Source organism: Micromonospora sp. M51 (genome assembly GCF_018070305.1).
GTDB lineage: Bacteria > Actinomycetota > Actinomycetes > Mycobacteriales > Micromonosporaceae > Micromonospora > Micromonospora parva.
Genome location: NZ_JAGPXZ010000818.1, coordinates 1 through 2581 on the forward strand (window position 1 = coordinate 1; position 2581 = coordinate 2581).

Consider the following 2581-nt stretch of genomic DNA (forward strand, 5'->3'; position numbering starts at 1 on the left):
ATCCAGAACTACGGCAGTGTTGCGTACAACCGGGCCTGGATCACCTCGGTGGCCGGTGTCTGACGGTTAGCGCCCGGCGCGGCGCGGATGGTCGGCCACGTGCCGGCCGTCCGCGCCGCGCTGTTTTGCAGCATCCGATCAGGTGAACAATGCACACGATCGGGTCGCGCCACTCCTGACAGCATCGGAAACGTGCTGGTCGTGACGACAGAGCAACTGCCCGGCTACGAGATCCGCCAGATTCTCGGTGAGGTGGTGTCATCGATGGCCAGGACGCGCAACCCGTACCGCGAGGGGGTCAAGAACCTGCGCGGCGGCGCGTACGACCCGATGGCCCCGGACAACCTGACCCGGTGGCGCACCGACTCGGTGGCCCGCCTCGGCGAGGAGGCCCTGCGGCTCGGCGCGAACGCGGTGATCGGCATGCGATTCGACAGCCGGGACTGCGGCGAGATGTGGATGGAGATCTGCGCGTACGGGACGGCCGTGGTCGCCGTACCCAAGATGCCCGAGGTCATGCCGGCCGACCAGCCGGCGGTCGCCGCGGAGACCGCGGAGCCGGCGGGCTTCACCGGATCTCCCGGCGGCATCGCCGAACCCGCCAGCGCCCCCAACCTGAGAACCGCCGCCGAAACCCCGACCGGCGACTGACACCCGGCCCACCCTGCCCTGTTGATCAAGAGGTTTCGGTCACCAGGGAGATCGAAGTTGACGCAAACCTCTTGATCACCACGAGAGGATGGGGGGCTGGGGTTAGAGGATGGGGGGTGGGCTGTAGGTCGCGGCGTCGGGGTGGGTTTGCACCACCTTGGTGATCCGGCGGGTCACCGCTGCTACCTGGGCCTGGGCGGCACCGACGAAGGCGTTGCGGTCGGCGACCAGGGTGTCGATGTCGGCGCGGGACAGGCCGAGCCGGCCGTCCGCCGCCAGGCGGTCGAAGAGGTCGTTCTCCGGTGCGCCCTTCTCGCGCATCGCCAGCGCCACCGCCACCGCGTGCTCCTTGATCACCTCGTGGGCGACCTCCCGGCCGACGCCCCGACGGACCGCCGCGACCAGGATCTTCGTGGTGGCCAGGAAGGGCAGGAACCGCTCCAGCTCCCGGTTGATCACCGCCGGGTACGCGCCGAACTCGTCGAGCACGGTGAGGAACGTCTGGAACAGCCCGTCGGCGGCGAAGAACGCGTCCGGCAACGCCACCCGGCGGACCACCGAGCAGGACACGTCCCCCTCGTTCCACTGGTCACCGGCCAACTCGCCGACCATCGACAGGTAACCCCGGATGATCACGGCGAAGCCGTTCACCCGCTCCGACGAGCGGGTGTTCATCTTGTGCGGCATCGCGCTCGAACCGACCTGACCCGGCTTGAAGCCCTCGGTCGCCAGCTCCTGGCCGACCATCAACCGGATCGTGGTGGCCAGCGACGACGGCGCGGCGGCGGTCTGTGCCAGCGCGGCCAGCACGTCGAAGTCGAGTGAACGCGGATAGACCTGCCCGACACTGTCCAGCACCCGGGAGAACCCCAGGTGCTCGGCGACCCGCCGCTCCAACTCGGCCACCTTGTCGGCGTCGCCGTCGAAGAGGTCGAGCTGGTCGGCTGCCGTGCCGACCGGTCCCTTGATCCCCCGCAGCGGGTAGCGGGCGATCAGCTCCTCCAGCCGGTCGTACGCGATCAGCAGCTCCTCCGCCGCCGACGCGAAGCGCTTGCCCAGCGTGGTGGCCTGGGCGGCGACGTTGTGCGAACGGCCGGTCATCACCAGCTCGGAGTGCTCGTACGCCAGGAAGGCGAGCCGGGCCAGGGTGGCCACCACCCGGTCGCGGATCAGCTCCAGCGAGGCGCGCACCTGTAGCTGCTCGACGTTCTCGGTGAGGTCCCGGGAGGTCATCCCCTTGTGCACGTGCTCGTGCCCGGCGAGCGCGCTGAACTCCTCGATCCGGGCCTTCACGTCGTGCCGGGTGACCCGCTCCCGCTGCGCGATCGAGGCGAGGTCGACCTGGTCGAGCACCCGCTCGTACGCCTCGACCACGCCGTCCGGCACCGGCACGCCCAGGTCGCGCTGGGCGCGGAGCACGGCGAGCCAGAGCCGCCGCTCCATCCGGACCTTCTCCTCCGGGGACCAGAGGGCTGCCAGTTCGGGCGAGGCGTACCGGTTGGCCAGCACGTTGGGGATCGTCGTCACGTACCTCATTGTCCCGCACCCGCTGGTGGACGCCGGGACCGGGCCGGGGGTGCTCAGGTCGTCACTGGCGGTTCAGCTCGTAGACGGTGACCGGGCCGGCGACCAGCCGGACCTGCGCCAACCCGGCCAGCTCCGCCGACACCGCGCCCGCCCGGCTGTCGGCGAAGAGCCACCGGACCCCGTGCTCGGTGCGGAGCCGGTCCAGGTCCGCCCGGGTCGGCCTGCTGAACACCCCGTCGTTGAGCGCGAGCAACGCCTGATCGGGGAAGCTCTGTCGGGCGTACCCGAGGTTCTCGACGCCGTGCGCGGCCACCACCTCGTCGGTGTAGCCCCAGCTCTCCACCACCGTGCGGTGCCCGCCCAGGCCGGTCACCCAGAACGCGCGGGCGTCGCAGTGCGGGGT

Annotated in this window: 3 protein-coding genes; 1 reads left to right on the plus strand and 2 read right to left on the minus strand. The window is 70.6% G+C overall.

Annotation, left to right across the window (positions count from 1 at the left end):
- Positions 1-87: 87 nt before the first annotated feature.
- Positions 88-651: a YbjQ family protein gene (locus KBX53_RS29250; protein ID WP_081883826.1), complete on the plus strand. Its 564-nt coding sequence runs from the start codon at positions 88-90 to the stop codon at positions 649-651.
- 102 nt (positions 652-753) lie between these two features.
- On the opposite strand, the gene purB is transcribed toward KBX53_RS29250, so the two are convergent.
- Positions 754-2178: an adenylosuccinate lyase gene (gene purB / locus KBX53_RS29255; RefSeq protein WP_030332189.1), complete on the minus strand. Its 1425-nt coding sequence runs from the start codon at positions 2176-2178 to the stop codon at positions 754-756.
- A 61-nt stretch (positions 2179-2239) separates the two neighbouring features.
- Positions 2240-2581 (minus strand): hypothetical protein (locus tag KBX53_RS29260; protein WP_210862837.1); only part of this gene is annotated, 342 nt, incomplete at its 5' end.

Coding starts and splice junctions, on each gene's coding strand:
- KBX53_RS29250 (WP_081883826.1), top strand. CDS start 88: ATGGTCGGCCACGTGCCGGCCGTCCGCGCCGCGCTGTTTTGCAGCATC.